At 70.3% G+C, this 16984-nt stretch carries 17 protein-coding genes and 2 pseudogenes; 7 read left to right on the forward strand and 12 right to left on the reverse strand.

The features are described from left to right. Nucleotides 1-62: 62 nt before the first annotated feature. Nucleotides 63-1631 (reverse strand): cellulose binding domain-containing protein, encoded by a 1569-nt coding sequence (locus OG390_RS06455; RefSeq protein ID WP_406165735.1) that lies wholly within the window; start codon nt 1629-1631, stop codon nt 63-65. A 315-nt stretch (nt 1632-1946) separates the two neighbouring features. Here OG390_RS06455 and OG390_RS06460 point away from each other — a divergent pair, with 315 nt between their 5' ends. Then, complete coding sequence (locus tag OG390_RS06460) at nt 1947-3998, forward strand: NPCBM/NEW2 domain-containing protein (protein ID WP_406177529.1); 2052 nt, start codon at nt 1947-1949, stop codon at nt 3996-3998. A gap of 99 nt (nt 3999-4097) precedes the next feature. Continuing rightward, nucleotides 4098-4829 carry a maleylpyruvate isomerase family mycothiol-dependent enzyme gene (locus OG390_RS06465; RefSeq protein ID WP_406165736.1) on the forward strand — a complete coding sequence of 244 codons (732 nt, stop codon included), beginning with the start codon at nt 4098-4100 and terminating at the stop codon, nt 4827-4829. Between the two features lie 84 nt (nt 4830-4913). Here the strand turns inward: OG390_RS06465 and OG390_RS06470 are convergent, their stop codons facing one another. After that, on the reverse strand, nt 4914-5327 hold the full coding sequence (locus OG390_RS06470; RefSeq protein WP_406165738.1) for a MarR family winged helix-turn-helix transcriptional regulator: 414 nt from the start codon (nt 5325-5327) through the stop codon (nt 4914-4916). 84 nt (nt 5328-5411) lie between these two features. On the opposite strand from OG390_RS06470, the gene OG390_RS06475 reads away from it, so the two are divergent. Both OG390_RS06475 and OG390_RS06480 read left to right on the forward strand, forming a co-directional pair. Further along, a complete protein-coding gene (locus OG390_RS06475) occupies nt 5412-6893 on the forward strand; it encodes an MFS transporter (protein ID WP_406165740.1) in 1482 nt (493 codons plus the stop codon). 98 nt (nt 6894-6991) lie between these two features. Continuing rightward, nucleotides 6992-7282: a DUF6332 family protein gene (locus tag OG390_RS06480; protein WP_406165742.1), complete on the forward strand. Its 291-nt coding sequence runs from the start codon at nt 6992-6994 to the stop codon at nt 7280-7282. Here OG390_RS06480 and OG390_RS06485 read toward each other — a convergent pair. The 3 genes from OG390_RS06485 to OG390_RS06495 all read right to left on the reverse strand — a co-directional run bounded on the left by OG390_RS06485 (nt 7243) and on the right by OG390_RS06495 (nt 10035). Beyond that, complete coding sequence (locus OG390_RS06485) at nt 7243-7908, reverse strand: response regulator (protein WP_406165744.1); 666 nt, start codon at nt 7906-7908, stop codon at nt 7243-7245. The two genes, OG390_RS06480 and OG390_RS06485, sit on opposite strands and share 40 nt — an antisense overlap. After that, nucleotides 7905-9143, reverse strand: a complete 1239-nt coding sequence (locus tag OG390_RS06490; protein WP_406165746.1) for a sensor histidine kinase — start codon at nt 9141-9143, stop codon at nt 7905-7907. The genes OG390_RS06485 and OG390_RS06490 overlap by 4 nt, the downstream gene beginning before the upstream one ends. Before the next feature lie 127 nt (nt 9144-9270). Continuing rightward, nucleotides 9271-10035 (reverse strand): TetR/AcrR family transcriptional regulator, encoded by a 765-nt coding sequence (locus tag OG390_RS06495; protein ID WP_406165748.1) that lies wholly within the window; start codon nt 10033-10035, stop codon nt 9271-9273. Between the two features lie 166 nt (nt 10036-10201). Between OG390_RS06495 and OG390_RS06500 the strand changes: the two genes are divergently transcribed. Then, entirely contained in the window at nt 10202-10651 is a 450-nt protein-coding gene (locus tag OG390_RS06500) for a nitroreductase family deazaflavin-dependent oxidoreductase (RefSeq protein WP_406165750.1), read from the forward strand. A 25-nt stretch (nt 10652-10676) separates the two neighbouring features. Here OG390_RS06500 and OG390_RS06505 read toward each other — a convergent pair whose 3' ends face one another. Continuing rightward, nucleotides 10677-11882 carry a geranylgeranyl reductase family protein gene (locus OG390_RS06505; RefSeq protein WP_406165752.1) on the reverse strand — a complete coding sequence of 402 codons (1206 nt, stop codon included), beginning with the start codon at nt 11880-11882 and terminating at the stop codon, nt 10677-10679. 184 nt (nt 11883-12066) lie between these two features. Here OG390_RS06505 and OG390_RS06510 point away from each other — a divergent pair, with 184 nt between their 5' ends. Beyond that, a complete protein-coding gene (locus OG390_RS06510; RefSeq protein WP_406165754.1) occupies nt 12067-13422 on the forward strand; it encodes a dipeptidase in 1356 nt (451 codons plus the stop codon). 31 nt (nt 13423-13453) lie between these two features. After that, nucleotides 13454-13932 (forward strand): annotated as a pseudogene (locus OG390_RS06515) (protein kinase family protein); the annotation flags it as partial. A 3-nt stretch (nt 13933-13935) separates the two neighbouring features. Here the strand turns inward: OG390_RS06515 and OG390_RS06520 are convergent. The 6 genes and pseudogenes from OG390_RS06520 to OG390_RS06545 all read right to left on the reverse strand — a co-directional run. After that, nucleotides 13936-14232: pseudogene (locus OG390_RS06520) on the reverse strand (ABC transporter permease subunit); the annotation flags it as partial. A gap of 100 nt (nt 14233-14332) precedes the next feature. Next, nucleotides 14333-14779 carry a hypothetical protein gene (locus OG390_RS06525; protein ID WP_406177531.1) on the reverse strand — a complete coding sequence of 149 codons (447 nt, stop codon included), beginning with the start codon at nt 14777-14779 and terminating at the stop codon, nt 14333-14335. Nucleotides 14780-14881: 102 nt separating this feature from the next. After that, entirely contained in the window at nt 14882-15016 is a 135-nt protein-coding gene (locus OG390_RS06530) for a hypothetical protein (RefSeq protein WP_406165756.1), read from the reverse strand. Then, nucleotides 15013-15354 (reverse strand): hypothetical protein, encoded by a 342-nt coding sequence (locus OG390_RS06535; protein WP_406165758.1) that lies wholly within the window; start codon nt 15352-15354, stop codon nt 15013-15015. Before OG390_RS06535 ends, OG390_RS06530 begins: the two co-directional genes overlap by 4 nt. Before the next feature lie 205 nt (nt 15355-15559). Beyond that, nucleotides 15560-16600 carry an NUDIX domain-containing protein gene (locus OG390_RS06540; RefSeq protein WP_406165760.1) on the reverse strand — a complete coding sequence of 347 codons (1041 nt, stop codon included), beginning with the start codon at nt 16598-16600 and terminating at the stop codon, nt 15560-15562. Between the two features lie 133 nt (nt 16601-16733). Then, complete coding sequence (locus OG390_RS06545) at nt 16734-16928, reverse strand: hypothetical protein (protein WP_406165761.1); 195 nt, start codon at nt 16926-16928, stop codon at nt 16734-16736. Nucleotides 16929-16984: the final 56 nt, after the last annotated feature.

Genomic DNA, 16984 nt, shown 5'->3' on the forward strand with positions numbered 1-16984 from the left:
CAGGGTGCCTCCGGCCGGCGCGCAAGCCGCCCGGAGGCACCGCCCGACTGTGCGTCGGCGCGTCAGCCGGTGTACGCCGCGAAGATCTTGGCGAATTCGTAGGGCGCCTGTGGGATGTTGGTGCACATGTACAGGGCGCCCGAGCAGGCGTTGCGGTCGCGGGTCGACTCCCAGAAGGCGAGTTCCCCGAGGTGCTTGCTCTGCGCGAAGGCCACCAGCTGGCGGGCGTCCGCCTGGTCGTAGATGTGGCCGTCGTCGTTCTGGCCGAGCATCGGCGTCACTCCGACCATGGCCCATACCTGGGCGTCCGTCCTGCCCGGGTAGAGCGACTTCAGTTGGGTGAAGGTGCTCTGCGCCGCCTGGATCGCGGCGTCGCCGTAGTCGACGCCGCGGTAGTAGTCCATCGCCATGACGTTCACGACGTCGAGGTCCACACCGGCATCGCGCGCCGACTTGACCACGTTCAGTCCGTCGGTGGTCAGGCCTTCCGGAAGCACGGGGAGCGTGAGCGAGACCCGCAACCCCGGATGAGACTGTTGCAGGCGCGCCAGTGCCTGGGATCGGCGGGTGACCGAGGCCGGGTCGGCGGTGGCGGCGCCCTCGATGTCGAAGTCGACGTACTTCAGGTCGTAGGCGGTGACGACCGCGTTGTACTCCGTATAGAGCGCGTCCACCGATCCGCAGGCCTGGGCCAGTTCGATGCCGGTGGCGCCCCCGAAGGAGACCTTGACGTCTCCCCCGCCGGCCCGGATCGCGTCGATCTGGTCCTTGGCCCAACCGTCCCGCGGGTCATAGGCGTTGAACCACATCGCCTTGCAGCCGGAGGCGGTGATGAACGCCATCGTGTAACTCTTGAGCCCGCTCGCCGAGGCCATCTCCGGCATGCTCGGCGTGGGCCACGCACCCATGTCGACGTAGGGCGCGGTGTGCACACCGCCGCCCGGCTGGGAGCCGCCGCCGGAGGAGGTCGTACCGCTGACCGCCGTGCTGTAGGCGGAGGTGTTGCCCGCGGCATCCTTCGCCCGGACGCGGAACGAGTAACTCGTGCTCGCCTGAAGCCCGGTGGCGGTGTACGAAGTGCCGGTGACGGCGGCGGGGGCCCCTCCGTCGCGGGAGACCTCATAGCCCGCGACCGCGCCGGAGTCGTCGGTGGAGGCGCTCCAGCGTACGGTCAGCGACGCACCGGTCGCGGAGCCGACGGTCACCCCGGACGGCACGCCGGGAGGCGTGGTGTCGCCGCCGTTGGAACCGCCCGCGCACGACGTGCCGTTGAGTTTGCAGTTCGTCGGCGTACCGGTGCCGCTGGAGACCCACCCGAAGCTGGCGGTCGCGCCGGGCGCCAACGAGCCGTTGTACTCACGGTTCTTGAAGGTGTAGTGGCCACCGCTCTGCGTGAGCAGCGCGTCCCAGTACGAGCCCACGGTGGTGCCGGAGGGCAGGTCGAACTCGACGGTCCAGCCGGACAGCGTGGTGCTGCCGGCATTGGTGATGGTGTACGCGCCCTGGTAGCCGCCGTCCCAGGTCGAGGTCTTCGAGAAGGCCGCGGTCGGGGAAGCCGCGGCGGCGGGGGGCGCCAGGAGCAGAAGGAACGCTCCGACGAACATGGCGAGCAGGGCCAATGGTCTTCGCATTGCTGCCTCCAGTGGGGGGTTGGGGCGTCGGGTCGGTGCGAGGGGCGCGATGGATTGGTCCATACCAAAGCCCTGTCAGTACGTACCGATTTCATGACCGGACGTCAAGGGGCGGGGATGGACTGGACCAAGGATCCGCGCAAGTATTGACATGCTCCGGGCATGCAGCTGAAATGTGGTGGCTTTCGTTCGCCCGCGTTTGGTCGTGTGCAACAGTCACCCCCCTCGGAGCCGCACGTGTCTGCCGAACGACGCCCCCGCAGAAAGCAGTTGGCCGTGGCCGTGGCCGCGCTCTGCCTTGCCGCCTCGACAGCCATGGCGGCGCAGCCCGCGTCGGCCGCGCCTGCCGCCGCGCCCACCGTGGACAACGGCCTCGCCCGCACCCCGCCCATGGGCTTCAACAACTGGAACTCGACGCACTGCCGCGCCGAGTTCAACGAGGCCATGGTCAAGGGCATCGCCGACGCCTTCGTCTCCCAGGGCCTCAGGGACGCGGGCTACACGTACGTCAACATCGACGACTGCTGGGCGCTGCCGAACCGTGACGCGAGCGGCAACCTCGTGCCCGATCCGGCCCGCTTCCCCGACGGGATCAAGGCAGTTGCGGACTACGTCCACTCCAAGGGCCTCAAGTTCGGGCTCTACTCCAGCGCCGGCACCAAGACCTGTGACACCCAGGGATTCCCCGGTGGCCTCGGACACGAGCAGCAGGACGCCAACCTGTGGGCGTCCTGGGGCGTGGACTACCTCAAGTACGACAACTGCAACAACAACGGCGTCGACGCCAAGCAGCGGTACAAGGCGATGGGCGACGCGCTCAAGGCCACCGGCCGGCCGATCCTCTACAGCATCTGCGAGTGGGGTGAGAACCAGCCCTGGAACTGGGCGGCCCAGTACGGCAATTCGTGGCGCACCACGGGGGACATCTCCGACTCCTGGTCCAGCATGATCGGCATCGCCCATCGGGACCAGCCGTTGGCCCCGTACGCCGGACCCGGTGCCTGGAACGACCCCGACATGCTGGAAGTCGGCAACGGCGGCATGACCGACACCGAGTACCGCACCCACTTCAGCCTCTGGGCGCAGATGGCCGCACCGCTGCTGATCGGGAGCGATCTGCGCAATGTGTCGTCGGCGACGCTGGACATCCTCAAGAACACCGACGTCATCGCCATCGACCAGGACATACTGGGGCGGCAGGGCACGGTGGTGTCCTCTTCCGGCGGTCTCGTCGTGATGTCCAAGCCGTTGGCCGACGGCGGCCGTTCGGTGACACTGACGAACGAGAACACGACGACGAGGACGGTGTCGACCACCGCGGAGGCCGTCGGTCTGGGCGGGGCGACCTCGTACTCGCTCAAGGACCTCTGGTCGAAGCGGACCAGCACCACGATCGGCGCGATCAGTGCGTCGGTGCCGGCGCACGGCACGGTGATGTACCGCGTCACCCCCGGCACGCCGGTCCCGCCGCCGACCGGAGTCAACCAGCTCGGCGACCTGCCGTGGACCTCGGCGGCCAACGGCTGGGGCCCGGTCGAGCGCAACCTGAGCAACGGCGAGCAGGCCGCCGGGGACGGCCGCACCCTCACCATCAACGGCACGACGTACGCCAAGGGCCTCGGCACCCACGCCGCCAGCGACATCACGTACTACCTGGGCGGCGCCTGCACGTCCCTGCGCGTGGACGTCGGGGTCGACGACGAGTCGACGGCGGGCGGGTCCGTCGGCTTCCAGCTCTACCGGGACGCGACCAGGGTCGCCGACAGCGGTGAGCGGACGGCCAGTGATCCACCGCTGCGACTGACAGCGGATCTCACCGGCGGCACGAAGCTCCGACTCGTCGTCACGGACGGCGGCGACGGAATCGCCTACGACCACGCCGACTGGGCCGACGCCCGGCTCGCGTGCGGCAGCGGCCCCGCCGCGGGTACGCACGCGCTCAGCGACCTGACCTGGGCCTCGGCCACCGGCGGCTGGGGCCCGGTGGAGCGCGACACAAGCAACGGCGAGCAGGCCGCCGGGGACGGCCGCACCCTCACGATCAACGGCACGGCGTACCCGAAGGGCCTCGGCACGCATGCCGCAAGCACCATCGCCTACTACCTGGGCGGCAACTGTTCGGGGCTCACCGTGAGCGTCGGCGTCGACGACGAGGCCGGGGGCAGCAACGGATCCGTTGTCTTCCGCCTCTACCGGGACGACACACTCGTCGCGGACAGCGGCCGTGTGACGGGCGCCGACGCGGCGAAGCCGCTCACCGCGGACCTCACCGGCGGCCTCGAACTCCGGCTCGTCGTCACCGACTCCGGGGACGGCATCAACTACGACCACGCGGACTGGGGTGGGCCGCGGCTGACCTGCGCCTGAGGGGGAGGGCACGGCTCAAGGCCGCTGATCGGCATTACGTGACGATCGGCTGACGGCGAGGCATTCCCCCGCCCCCGCTCCGTCCGGCAGACTCCGCGTATGGAGATTGAGTACTTCCTGGAAACCCTGGGCAGAGAGGGCCGGTTGCTGGCCGCGGCAGCCGAGGTGGCGGGAACCGACGCCAAGGTCACGACCTGCCCCGGCTGGCAGGTGCGGGATCTCGTGCGGCACACGGGCATGGTGCACCGGTGGGCCGCCGCGTTCGTCGCCGAGGAGCACACCTCGTACCACCCCGACGGCGGCCTGCCGGACCTTGACGGCCACGAACTCCTCGCCTGGTTCCGGGAGGGCCACCGGCGGCTCGTCGACACGCTGGCCGGCGCCTCGCCCGACGTACGGTGCTGGAGTTTTCTGCCGGCCCCCTCGCCGCTCGCCTTCTGGGCACGGCGGCAGGCCCACGAGACGACCGTGCATCGGGTCGACGCCGAGTCGGCGCTCGGCGGGGAGCCGACCGCCGTGGCGACGGATTTCGCGGTGGACGGGATCGAGGAGTTGCTGCGCGGGTTCCACGCGCGCTCGAGGAGCAGGGTACGGACGCAGGAGCCGCGCGTCCTGCGGGTACGGGCCACGGACGCGGAGGCGGTGTGGACCGTGCGGCTGTCGGCGCAGCCGCCGGTCAGTGGCCGGGACGAGCAAGGGGACGCGGACTGCGAGCTGGCCGGACCGGCCGCGCGGATCTACCTGGCGCTCTGGAACCGAACGCCGTTCCCCGGCGTGACGGGTGACGCCTCGCTCGCCGAGCTGTGGCGGGAGAAATCGGGGATCACCTGAAGCTGACGAGGGCGAAGCCCGAGGTCACTCGAAGCGGGGCGAAGCAGGTCCGCCGACCCGGAGGTGAGTGAGAGCCTGGTCCGGTCATTCACAGGCGGTGGCCGGGCCGCCCGCCAGCATCCGCGTCAGGACCGCACGCTGCAGCGGCAGCACCTCGCTGTGCAGTTCACGCCCCTTCGGGGTGAGGCACACCCGCACCCCCCGGCGGTCCTCCGCGCACATGCCGCGCGTCACCAGACCGTCCTTCTCCAGCCGGCCGATCAGCCGCGACAGGGCGCTCTGGCTCAGATGGACACGCTCGGAGATCTCCTGGACGCGGTACGAAGCACCGCCGTCCGACGCGGTGCCCTCGGCCAGTACGTCGAGCACCTCGAAGTCGCTGGCGCCGAGGCCGTGTCGATGCAGCGCGCGGTCGAGCTCGCAGAGGGTGCGGGCATGCACCGCGAGGATGTCGCGCCACTGGTTCACGAGCCCTTGCTCGGCCTTCTTCGCCGCCATGGGCGCACCGTAGCAAAGAATCGGCTTTGTTGCATCGGAATTAAATGCGTTTGCATTGAATGCATACGCATGTAGTGTCGAGGCATGACCTCTCCGCTCACCCACCCCGCGTCCCAGGGACGCTGGACCCCTCGGCTGTGGGGCACCCTGCTGGTGCTCTGCGCCGCGATGTTCCTGGACGCGCTGGACGTGTCGATGGTCGGCGTCGCCCTGCCGTCCATCGGCTCCGAACTCGATCTCTCCACCTCGACGCTCCAATGGATCGTCAGCGGCTACATCCTGGGATACGGCGGACTGCTCCTCCTCGGCGGACGCACTGCCGACCTGCTGGGCCGCCGCCAGGTCTTCCTGGTGGCCCTGGGCCTCTTCGCGCTCGCCTCGCTGCTCGGCGGACTCGTCGACTCCGGTCCACTGCTGATCGCCAGCCGCTTCATCAAGGGTCTGAGCGCGGCGTTCACCGCCCCCGCGGGCCTGTCGATCATCACCACCACCTTTGCCGAGGGCCCGCTGCGCAACCGCGCGCTCTCGATCTACACCACCTGCGCGGCCACCGGCTTCTCGATGGGCCTCGTCCTGTCCGGCCTGCTCACCGAGGCGAGCTGGCGGCTGACCATGCTGCTGCCCGCGCCCATCGCGGTCATCGCGCTGCTCGCGGGTCTGAAGCTCATCCCGCGCAGCGGGCGGGAGAAGGATCACCGCGGTTACGACATCCCCGGTGCCATCATCGGTACCGCCTCGATGCTGCTGCTCGTCTTCACCGTCGTCCAGGCACCCGAGGTCGGCTGGGGCTCGGCCCGCACTCTGCTCTCCTTCCTCGCCGTAGCCGTGCTGCTCACCGTCTTCGTGACCGTCGAGCGGCGCAGCCCGAGCCCGCTGATCCGGCTCGGAGTGCTGCGCTCCGGCAGCCAGATCCGGGCCCAGCTCGGCGCGATGGCGTTCTTCGGCTCGTACGTCGGATTCCAGTTCCTGGTGACCCTGTACATGCAGTCGCTGCTGGGCTGGTCGGCCCTGCACACCGCGCTCGCCTTCCTGCCGGCCGGGGCGCTCGTGGCGCTGTCCTCCACGAAGGTGGGGGCCGTGGTCGACCGGTTCGGGACCCCACGGCTCATCGCGGTGGGCTTCGCCCTGATGGTCGTGGGGTACGCGCTCTTCCTGCGCGTCGACCTCGACCCCGTGTACGCGGCGGTCATCCTGCCGACCATGCTGCTGATCGGCGCGGCCTGCGCGCTGGTCTTCCCCTCGCTCAACATCCAGGCCACCAATGGCGTGGACGACCACGAGCAGGGCATGGTGTCGGGTCTGCTCAACACCTCGGTCCAGGTGGGCGGCGCCATCTTCCTGGCCGTGGTGACCGCGGTCGTGACCGCGAACTCCTCCGAGGACTCCTCGCCTCAGGCCGTCCTCGACAGCTACCGGCCCGGCCTGATCGTGGTGACCGGCATCGCCCTCGCGGGTCTGCTGATCACCCTGCCGGGCCTGCGGACACGGCGTCCGCAGCAGTCCATCGTCGTCGCCAAGTCCCTCCAGGAGGAGGCGGAAGCGGAACGCTTCGCGGTCCGCGACTAGGGGGAACGCCTCCAGAGTGTGCCCGGCGGGGGACCTTGCCCCGCCGGGCGCACGCCTGTTTGACTCGACGGACGGAGAACGACGGGGGACGTGTACGGATGAACGACACCAGGGGACGGCGCACTCAGGCCCAACGGGACGCGGTTACCGTCGAGATCGGATACGCCCTGTTCAGCGCCGTGTTCGTGGCGGCGATCGGGTTCGGGGCGGTGGCCGGACCGGCGCTGTTCCTCGATCTTTCGGGCGCCGCGGTGCGGACACTGGTCGCTTTTGGCGCCACTCTCGCCGCCGTCCTCTTCGTCCTGCGGGTCGCCACCGTGCTGATTCGCTTCGGGCGTGCGGGTGCGGCTCAGCCCAGCCAGCCCGGCCGCACCAACCCCGACTCGTAGGCGAGAACGACCAGTTGAGCCCGGTCGCGGGCGCCCAGCTTGACCATCGTGCGGCTGACATGGGTCTTCGCCGTGAGCGGGCTGACGACCAGGCGGCGGGCGATCTCGTCGTTCGAGAGGCCGATGCCGACCAGGGCCATCACCTCCCGTTCCCGCTCGGTGAGTTCGGCGAGGGAGGAGGCGGCCGCGGGCTCCTTGGAGCGGGCCGCGAACTCGGCGATCAGCCGGCGCGTCACCCCCGGGGAGAGCAGGGCGTCGCCCTCGACCACCGCCCGTACCGCGCGCAGGAGTTCCTCCGGCTCGGTGTCCTTGACCAGGAACCCGGAGGCTCCGGAGCGGATCGCCTCGAAGACGTACTCGTCCAGTTCGAAGGTGGTGAGCATGACCACCTTGACGTCCTTCAGGTCGGCGTCGTCGGTGACGCGGCGGGTCGCGGCGAGGCCGTCGAGCAGGGGCATCCGGATGTCCATCAGGACGACGTCGGGGCGCAGTTCGCGCACCTCGCGCAAGGCCTCCTCGCCGTCGGCCGCCTCGCCGGCCACCTCGATGTCCGGCTGCGCGTCGAGCAGCGCCTTGAAGCCTGCCCTGACCAATGACTGGTCGTCGGCGAGCAGTACGCGGATCACCGGTCCTCCTTCGCCCTCAGCGGCAGTACGGCCAGCACACGGAAGCCTCCGTCGTCGCGCGGGCCCGCCTCGATCGTGCCACCCAGGGCCGCGGCCCGCTCCCGCATTCCGGCGAGCCCGTTGCCGCTGCCACCCGCGTCCGCGCCGGTCGCGGGGCCGTCGTCGTCGATCCGCAGCCGCAGTGCTCCCTCCGCGGATTCGAGGCGCACGCGCGCGTGCCGCGATCCCGAGTGCCGTACGACATTGGTGAGCGCCTCCTGGACGATGCGGAAGGCGGCCAGATCGGTGCCGGGCGGAAGCGTCGGGACCTCGCCCTCGATCTCGACCGTCAGGCCCGCCCCCGCGGCCTGTTCGACGAGTTCGGGGAGCCGGTCGAGTCCGGGCGCGGGCGCCCGCGGCGCCTCCCCCGGCGCACGCAGTGTGTCGAGCACCTGGCGGACCTCGCCCAGTGCCTCCTTGCTGGCCGCCTTGATGGTGGTGAGCGCCGTGCGCGCCTGCTCGGGGTCCGAGTCGAGAAGCGCGAGGCCGACACTCGCCTGCACGTTGATGACCGAGATGCTGTGCGCCAGCACGTCGTGCAGCTCACGGGCGATCCGCAGCCGCTCCTCGTCGGCGCGCCGCTCGGCGGCCCGCGCACGCTCGGCACGCTCGCGGGCCCACTGTTCACGGCGTACGCGGACCAGTTCCGACAGCGCCACGATCGCCACGATCCAGGTGGCGATGATGCCCTCCTGCCCCCAGGAGGCAGGCTGGTCCCCCGGAGGCGGCAGCCATCGGTAGAGCCAGTGCCCCACCAGCACATGCCCGACCCAGAACATCCCGACCGCCGTCCAGGCGGCTCTGCGGTGTCCGGCGACGACCGCGCTGAAGCAGCCCAGGGCGACCATGAGGAAGACGGGCCCGTACGGATATCCGGCGCCCAGATAGACCATGGCGACGGCGGCCGTGCCGAAAGCCACGAGCACCGGCTGTCGCTGCCGCCACAGCAGCGTGCCCGACCCCACCAGCAGCAGCGCCCGCGCGAAGGAGTCCAGGTGAGCTCGGTCGCCCGCCTGCGAGTGGGCCGCGAAATGGGACCCGACGAGCACGAAGACGGTCAGCAGCAGCGTGGAGCGCCACGGCCAGTGGGCACCGCGCTCCTCGCCGTCCCAGCGGCTCCACCCGGACGGCCCGTGCCGCCACCACGGGGGTGGACCGCCCCACGCCGGGGACCGGGGAGTGCGCTGCTCTTCCATGACCGCCACGCTAGACGGGACAGGGCGTCCTGGGCGTCCGCCGGGCGAGGTGATCAGGCGTACTCCCCGCGGAGTACCGCCGGGCTTGCCGCCGCACGCTGGTCGGCGGCGAGGTCCGTCCCGGCCCTCAGACGCCGTTCGCCCCGCCGGAACCCGTCCCCCTGCCGCTGACGCTGTTGGTCGCGGTCGTGCCGGTCGGCCGGGGGAAGACCAGTCCCACACCGTGGGCGAGTTGATCCGCCGCGTGCCGGAAGAAGGTCTCGCGGTCCTCCACGACCCGGTTGAACTGCCCGAACAGCTCGAAGCCGATCAGCCCGTAGAGCTGCGCCCAGGCGGCCACGAGCGCCGTGACCACCTCGGGCGGAAGGTCGGGCGCGAGCTCGGCGGTCATCCGCTGCGCCTCGGCCTTCAGGTCTGCGGGCAACGGCGGACGGGCCACCCCCTGACCCTGATGCGCGTCGCGGACGATGCCGATCAGGAGCAGGCCCACACGGGCGGCGGCCGGGATGGTCGTCTCCGGCGCGGTGTACCCGGGCACGGGCGAACCGTAGATCAGCGCGTACTCGTGCGGATGCTCCAGCGCCCACCGGCGCACCGCCACGCACACGGCGATCCAGCGGTCCCGGGGACCGGCGTCGGCGACTTCGGCGTGCGCCGACTCCGCGGTCTCGCCGAGGGAGTCGTACGCGTCGATGATGAGCGCGGTCAGCAGGTCGTCACGGCTGGGGAAGTAGCGGTACAGGGCGGAGGAGACCATGCCGAGCTCACGGGCCACGGCCCGCAGCGAGAGCTTGGCGGCGCCCTCCGCCGCTAGCTGTCTGCGCGCCTCGTCCTTGATGGCCGCGGTGACCTCGATCCTGGCTCGGGCCCGTGCCCCTCGTGCGGTACTCATGCCGGGCAGTGTGCCACGTTATCAGAGCAGTGCACACAAAAGAGAGCACCGAACAAATTAGAGAGCGCTGCTCTTGCTTCGGATCACCGATCTGCTGCAGACTGTTCTCAAGCGAGAGCGGTGCTCACAAAAGGGAGCAGCGCTCTCACAACCGATGGGGGTCACCATGTCCACGCACGTCCAGAAGCCGGGCTGGTTCACCGTGAACGTCTTCAACCGTGCCGTCGCCTGGATAACCCGCCGCGGCATCAGTGTCTGGGGTTCCAGGGTCCTCGCCGTGCGCGGTCGCAAGAGTGGCGAGTGGCGCACGACCCCGGTCAATCTGCTCACCGTGGACGGGCAGCAGTACCTGGTCGCCCCCCGCGGCCATGTCCAGTGGACGCACAACATGCGGGCGGCGGGGGGCGGCGAGCTGCGCCTCGGCAAGAACGTGGACACGTTCACCGCGACCGAGATCGCCGACGACGACAAGGTCCCGCTGCTGCGCGCCTACCTCAAGCGCTGGAAGGCCGAGGTCGGCGTCTTCTTCAACGGCGTCGGCCCCGACTCGTCGAACGACGAGCTGCGCCGCATCGCCCCCGACCACCCGGTGTTCCGGATCACGGTCGAGCGGTGACCCCGGAGGGCGGACCCGTCCCGCCCTACCGGTCGAGCGCGGTCAGAGCTCGCCCGGCCATCGGGTGGGTGCGGACGAGCTCGCCGAGCGAGGTCGAACCGCGCGTGATCCCCGCGAAGGCCTTCCAGGCGGGCCGGAAGCTGGTGATCGCCGCGTGGAACATGCCCGGCCGACGCTCGAAGGCGGTCAGCAGGCGCTTGCCGACGCTCATCTCGACGCCGAGCCCCGCCTTGATCGCGAAGGCGTAGTTCAGGGCCTGGCGTCGACTGTCCACGGCGTCGTGCGCCTCGGCGATCCGAACCGCCCACTCCCCCGCGAGCCGCCCGGAGCGCAGTGCGAAGGAGATGCCCTCGCGGGTCCAGGGTTCGAGCAGTCCCGCGGCGTCGCCGCACACCAGTACCCGACCGCGCGACAGCGGCGAGTCGTCGGCGCGGCAGCGCGTCAAGTGGCCTGAGGAGATGGCCGGTTCGAAGCCGGCGAGCCCGAGGCGGGCGATGAAGTCCTCCAAGTACCGCTTGGTGGCCGCGCCTTCGCCGCGCGCGGAGATCACACCGACGGTGAGCGTGTCCCCCTTCGGGAACACCCATGCGTAACTGCCGGGCATGGGACCCCAGTCGATGAGCACCCGTCCCTGCCAGTCCTCGGCGACCGTCTCCGGCACCGGGATCTCCACCTCCAGGCCGAGATCGACCTGGTCGAGCTTCACGCCGACGTGCGCCGCTATCCGGCCGGCGCTGCCGTCGGCGCCGACGACCGCCCGCGCCAACACGGTCTCACCGCCCTGCAACACCACCGCGACGGTGCGCCGGTCCGGTACGGCCGACCCGTGCTGCTCGACGCGCGAGACCGTGACGCCCGTGCGCAGCTCGGCGCCCGCCTTCTGGGCGTGCTCGACCAGCTGCTGGTCGAACTCGGGCCGGTTGATCAGTCCGAACAGCATCTGCTTGGAGCGGCGGGTGCGCACGAACCGGCCGTCGAGCGAGAACGTGACCGCGTGCACCCGGTCCTGGAGCGGCAGCTCGAAGCCGGGCGGCAGCGCGTCGCGCGAGGGGCCGATGATGCCGCCGCCGCATGTCTTGTAGCGGGGCAGCTCCGCCTTCTCCAGCAGCAGGACGCTGCGTCCCGCGACCGCTGCCGCATAGGCGGCCGAGGCCCCCGCGGGCCCCGCGCCCACCACGACGACGTCCCACACCCGCTGCCCGTCGTCCGCCGAAGAGTTCTCGCTGCTCACGATGGTCTACTGCTCCCAGTCCAGCCGTCTTCCGCACGTGTCTCCCGCATCCTACGGCGGGCATCGCCGCAGGCCACTGTGGGAGGATCGGCAGCGTATGCGCCCTGCACACCAGTACGCGCGTACGCGCCACACGATCACCTGTACACAGAAGTACAACGTCGCACCTACAAGGAGCGTGCCCATGTCGTCGAATCCGGTCGCCGAGACCGTCGCCTCGCTCATGCCCCGGGCGAAGGCGGAGCTCACCGAGCTGGTGGCCTTCAAGTCGGTGGCGGACTTCGACCAATATCCCCGGAGCGAGAGCGAGGGCGCCGCGAACTGGGTGGCCGACGCGCTGCGTGCCGAGGGCTTCCAGGACGTGGCGCTGCTCGACACCCCGGACGGCACGCAGTCGGTGTACGGCTTCCTGCCCGGGCCCGAGGGCGCGAAGACGGTCCTGCTGTACGCGCACTACGACGTGCAGCCGCCGCTGGACGAGGCGGCCTGGGTGACGCCGCCGTTCGAGCTGACCGAGCGCGACGGCCGCTGGTACGGACGCGGCAGCGCCGACTGCAAGGGCGGCCTCATCATGCATCTGCTCGCCCTGCGTGCGCTGAAGGCGAACGGCGGCGTGCCGGTGCACATCAAGGTGATCGCCGAGGGTTCGGAGGAGCAGGGCACGGGCGGCCTGGAGCGGTACGCCGAGGAACACCCGGAGCTGCTGACCGCCGACACCATCGTCATCGGGGACGCCGGCAACTTCCGGTGCGGCCTGCCGACGGTCACCACGACCCTGCGCGGCATGACCCTCGTTCGTGTCCAGGTGGACACCCTGGAAGGCAACCTGCACTCGGGGCAGTTCGGCGGCGCCGCCCCCGACGCGCTGGCCGCGCTGATCCGCGTACTGGACTCGCTGCGGGCCGAGGACGGTTCGACGACGGTCGACGGGCTGATCGGCGGCGCGCGGTGGGACGGCCTGCAGTACGAGGAGGACGCGTTCCGTGAGGACGCCAAGGTGCTCGACGGCGTGGAGCTGATCGGCTCCGGCACCGTCGCCGACCGGGTCTGGGCACGTCCGGCCGTCACCGTGCTCGGCATCGACTGCCCGCCGGTCGTCGGCGCGACCCCGTCCGTGCAGGCGGCCGCCCGTGCGCTGATCAGCCTGCGCGTGCCGCCGGGCATGGACGCGGCGGAGGCGACCAAGCTTCTCCACGCCCACGTGGAGGCGCACACACCGTGGGGCGCGCGCGTCAGCACCGAGCAGATAGGCCAGGGTCAGGCGTTCCGCGCCGACACCTCCAGCCCCGCGTACGCGTCGATGGCCGAGGCAATGGCCGTCGCCTACCCGGGCCAGGAGATGCAGTACGCGGGCATGGGCGGCTCCATCCCGCTGTGCAACACGCTCGCCTCGCTGTACCCGCAGACGGAGATCCTGCTCATCGGCCTGAGCGAGCCGGAGGCGCAGATCCACGCGGTGAACGAGAGCGTCTCGCCGGACGAGCTGGAGCGCCTGTCGGTCGCGGAGGCGCTGTTCCTGCGGAACTACGCGGGAAGCTGAGACGTTCTCGAGGGACGTGAAGCCCCTGGACATGTCGCGCGCTGTGCGCCTGCCGCGCACAGCGACGTCTCCACGTCCCTGGCCCTGTGCAGCGACCACGAACTGGCAGAACTGGTCGCTGCGGGCCGGCCCCTCGGCTCCGGCATCGGGGGCAGATCCGTGCTGTTGGACGTCGCCGACACCCCGGTCTTCGTCAAGCGCGTCCCGCTCACGGACGCGGAGAGACTGCGGGAGAATGTGCGGTCCACGGCCAATCTGTTCCAGCTGCCGCCCTTCTGCCAGTACGGCATCGGCGGGCCGGGGTTCGGAGCCTGGCGCGACCTCGCCGTACACATCATGACGACGAACTGGGTGGTGGCCGGGCAGTTCGGGGGCTTCCCGCTGATGTATCACTGGCGGGTGCTGCCCGACACCGTGCAGCCCCTGCCCGAGGAACTGGCCGACGCCGAGCGGGCGGTCGCCTACTGGGGCGGTTCCCCGCAGGTGCGCCACCGGATCGAGGCCCTGCGCACAGATGATCCGGGCGTCGGACGCGCCCAGCGCTCGGGCCGCCTCCACGAACTCCTTCTCGCGCAGCGACAGCACCGTGGACCGGACGATCCGGGATACGTACGCCCAGGTCAGCCCGGCGATAACGTGGATGTGCCGGGCGAACGCGGCGACGGCGGCCTTGCTCGGGGCGGGCTGCCGGGAGGTGGCGAAGTTGGCCACCGGGTCGCCGGAGTTGACGACGACCAGGAACACGATGAACGTCGAGGCGATCGGTACGGGGATGGAGACGAGGATGCGGCGCACGGTGTAGGCGAGCATGCGGTCTTCTCTCGGAGGCCGACCGGTGTGGGATGGACGTCCGTTGACGGGGATCCGGCCCCGGGGTTGCCAGGGCCGGAACCCCCTACGCGTGCGGGGACTACTTCTTCAGACCCCACTCGGCGGTGTTGTACGGCGGGCCCACGTTCGTGGCGTTGTCCCGCATGTTCACGAACCGTGTCTGCAGCGCCAGGAACGTCGGCTTCTGGTAGAGCAGCAGTTCGTAGGCGTCCTGCACCATCAGCGAGTCCACCTGGTTGAGGAGCGTGGCCGCCTTCGCCGCGTCCGTCTCGCCGACGGCCTGGGACACCAGGGCGTCGACCTTCTTGTTGCTGTAGCCGCCGTAGTTGCCGCCACCCCCGGTCACCCAGTTCTGCTGGGCGTTGCTGCTCGGGAACGGTGAGGCGACCCAGGCGAAGACGATGATGTCGTACTGGTGTCCGGCGAGCACCGTACCGAGGTCGGCCGCGCCGATCGGCTTGATGGTGATCTTGATGCCGAGGTTCGCCAGGTCGCTCTGCAGGATCTGGCACTCGCTCTGCCCGATCTGGTTGCCGGTAGTGTAGCGGCAGTTGAACGGCCCGACCGCCTTGCCGTCCGGCGTCTCCTTGGTCTGGGTGGAGTCACTGGCGGGCGGCGGCGGGCAGTCCTAGCCGTTGTCGGTGCGCCAGTGGTAGACGAAGTCGTCGGCGGTGATGGCCGTTCCGTCGTTCCACGACGCCTTCGGGTTGATCTTGTAGACGAGCGTCTGCGGGCTGGTGCTCGTCTGGGTGGCCGAGGTCACCAGATCGGTGTTGAGCGCGATACTGAAGTCGGGCTGGGGACGAAGACTTGGGGCAGGACGACGCCGAGGGCCTCGCCGTTCTCGAAGGTGTTGCCCTTGGTGTCCCGCACGTTCCACTGCTGGATGTTCTTCTCCAGCGTGTACGTGAAGGTGCCTCCGGACTTGGTGGCGGCCGAGTTGCAGGTGTTCGCCCTGCCCTGTGTGCTGCAGGACGACAACCCCGCGGAGCTGCTCTTGTGGGTGCCGCTCCCGCCGCCGCTGCTGCAGGCGGCCGTGACCAGCGTGAGCCCCGCGGCGAGCGTGAAGCCCCTTGTGAGGGCAGATGAATGCGCGCGCATGCCCCTCCTTCAACCGGCGGTGAATCCGGTCCTGTTGGTGCGGCCCAGGGCCGCACAGAGGTGAGCTGCACATTCACGGTAGGACTGTCAAATAGCGTCGTAAGTTCCCGCGCCATATCGGGATGGCTTCGATTCCCCCTCGCTTGCCTCTCGGATCCCTCTCGCTTCCCCCTCGGAAGTCCCCACGCCGCGCAAAGTCGCGACGTCAGCCGACCGGCACCCCGGCTTCCAGATAGAGCGCCGCTCCGCGCTCGCGCGCCCGCAGGGCCCAGCGCAGCCGTTCGTAGCGCACGGGCGGCAGCAGGTCGGCCGCCTCCTGCTCGGTGGCGAAGCGCCAGTCGCGCAGTTCGGGTCCGGGCAGCAGCAGACGGCTCGCCGCTGCCGTGTCGAGTCGGCCGCCGTCGAACAGCAGACGCAGGCCGCCGAAGCCCGGGGGCGCCGGTGACTCCCAGTCGACAACGAGCAGGCGGGGCACCTCGTCGAGGGTGATGCCGGTCTCCTCGGTGACCTCGCGCATACCCGCGCGCGCAGGGGCCTCACCGGGTTCCACGACACCTCCGGGGAATTCCCAGCCGGCCTTGTAGGTCGGATCGACGAGCAGCACCCGGTCCTCCTCGTCGAAGAGGAGCACACCCGCGGCGACGGTCTCCGCGGTGGGTTCGGGAGTCTGCACGATGTCGCACACGGGTACGTCCCCGGTGCGCACGGCATCAGCGATGCGCAGGGCGGTGTCGTACGGGGTGAGCGCGCTGGTGTCCACGGGGTGGGCGTCGGCGGTGAGCCAGGAGGCGAGCGCGGTGCGATACGGCTCGATGTGGTCGTAGGACCACTGGCGCACGCGCATCTCACCGTCGGGCAGGTCCGGGGGCACCTCGCGCCCGGCTATTCGCTCGCGCAGGATCGTTTCCGCCGGGGCAAGGAGCACATGCCGTACGGGGATACGGCGCGCGGCGAGGCCGCCGAAGATCTCGTCACGGTACTCCTGGCGGAGCAGGGTCATCGGGACCACGAGCACGCCACCGAGTTCGGCGAGCATGGCGGCCGCGGTGTCGACCACGAGGCGTCGCCAGATCGGCAGGTCCTGGAAGTCACCGACCTCGGCGAGGCGCTTGGCCGGCAGCAGGTGCGCGAGCGTGCCGCCGATGGCCTCGGGGTCGAAGAGCGTGCTGTTCGGGATCAGCTCGATCAGTTCCCGTGCGGTGGTGGTCTTCCCCGCACCGAACGCACCGTTGATCCAGACGATCACGGTTCCCCCTCTTCTGTTGGCCCCCTGTGGCTTGCCCGCTCCACCCTGCCACGGAAACCAGGCCCTGATGAGGGCGCCGACAGCGCGGCGCCGGTGCCCCGTCCCCGGGCACCGGCGCCGTGGTCCGAACCCGTCAGCCGTTCTGTCCCAGTGCCTTGTCGTCCACGGCCAGACTGTCGCTGCTGATCGTGTGATCGACGGTGCTCAGCGTGTCCTTGACGTTCAGATCGCCGAGGGCGTCGCTGTCGGCGGCGTGGGACGGGGTGATCGCCGCGACGACGAACCCGGTGGCGAGGGAGGCGATGGCGAGCATGCTGCGCTTCTTCATGCCCGGTTCAACTACGGAGCCACCGACGAGTCACGGGTAGGTCACGCGACTTCATC

Source organism: Streptomyces sp. NBC_00996 (assembly GCF_045162675.1).
GTDB lineage: Bacteria > Actinomycetota > Actinomycetes > Streptomycetales > Streptomycetaceae > Streptomyces.

Excerpts from the sequence above, each read along its gene's own strand:
- OG390_RS06455 (WP_406165735.1), bottom strand. The coding sequence starts at position 1,631 with ATGCGAAGACCATTGGCCCTGCTCGCCATGTTCGTCGGAGCGTTCCTT.
- OG390_RS06460 (WP_406177529.1), top strand. The coding sequence starts at position 1,947 with ATGGCGGCGCAGCCCGCGTCGGCCGCGCCTGCCGCCGCGCCCACCGTG.
- OG390_RS06465 (WP_406165736.1), top strand. The coding sequence starts at position 4,098 with ATGGAGATTGAGTACTTCCTGGAAACCCTGGGCAGAGAGGGCCGGTTG.
- OG390_RS06470 (WP_406165738.1), bottom strand. The coding sequence starts at position 5,327 with ATGGCGGCGAAGAAGGCCGAGCAAGGGCTCGTGAACCAGTGGCGCGAC.
- OG390_RS06475 (WP_406165740.1), top strand. The coding sequence starts at position 5,412 with ATGACCTCTCCGCTCACCCACCCCGCGTCCCAGGGACGCTGGACCCCT.
- OG390_RS06480 (WP_406165742.1), top strand. The coding sequence starts at position 6,992 with ATGAACGACACCAGGGGACGGCGCACTCAGGCCCAACGGGACGCGGTT.
- OG390_RS06490 (WP_406165746.1), bottom strand. The coding sequence starts at position 9,143 with ATGGAAGAGCAGCGCACTCCCCGGTCCCCGGCGTGGGGCGGTCCACCC.
- OG390_RS06495 (WP_406165748.1), bottom strand. The coding sequence starts at position 10,035 with ATGAGTACCGCACGAGGGGCACGGGCCCGAGCCAGGATCGAGGTCACC.
- OG390_RS06500 (WP_406165750.1), top strand. The coding sequence starts at position 10,202 with ATGTCCACGCACGTCCAGAAGCCGGGCTGGTTCACCGTGAACGTCTTC.
- OG390_RS06510 (WP_406165754.1), top strand. The coding sequence starts at position 12,067 with ATGTCGTCGAATCCGGTCGCCGAGACCGTCGCCTCGCTCATGCCCCGG.
- OG390_RS06535 (WP_406165758.1), bottom strand. The coding sequence starts at position 15,354 with ATGCGCGCGCATTCATCTGCCCTCACAAGGGGCTTCACGCTCGCCGCG.
- OG390_RS06545 (WP_406165761.1), bottom strand. The coding sequence starts at position 16,928 with ATGAAGAAGCGCAGCATGCTCGCCATCGCCTCCCTCGCCACCGGGTTC.